Origin of the sequence: Adlercreutzia sp. DFI.6.23, assembly GCF_024462535.1 — a bacterium.
In the GTDB taxonomy this organism is placed as follows: Bacteria; Actinomycetota; Coriobacteriia; order Coriobacteriales; family Eggerthellaceae; genus Adlercreutzia; species Adlercreutzia rubneri.
Window position 1 is genome coordinate 1 of sequence record NZ_JANGBP010000310.1, and the last position, 330, is coordinate 330.

A 330-nucleotide genomic window follows, 5' to 3' on the forward strand; every position below is an offset into this window, starting at 1 on the left:
ACGCGCATTTGGTTGAAGAAGAAAGTCTCGCGAACAGTCCCTCGGTCGGAGCTCTCGTTGCCAAGATTCATGAGGATGTTGGGATTGTCCAGATACACCTTCTCAACTTTACCGAGAAGGTTGATGGACGAGCCGGATTGCCTGAGCCGGGCTATCATCCCTGCTTTCTCCATGAACATGAAGTAGTCCTCAAGATTGTTGCGGCTCACCTCGATCTTACCGGCAATGCTCGCCATGCTCGGATTGAAGGGGGCCATGGTGCTGACGAGGGCCATCAGACGTTTGAGCTTTCGGCCGGTCGCGGCGTTCATGTTGGCGAATTGCGGTATG

Annotated in this window: 1 protein-coding gene; it reads right to left on the reverse strand. The window is 54.2% G+C overall.

Going from position 1 to position 330, the window contains the following annotated elements; genetic code table 11:
• On the reverse strand, positions 1-330 hold a 330-nt coding region (locus NE591_RS13495), incomplete at both ends, for a hypothetical protein (RefSeq protein ID WP_256156892.1).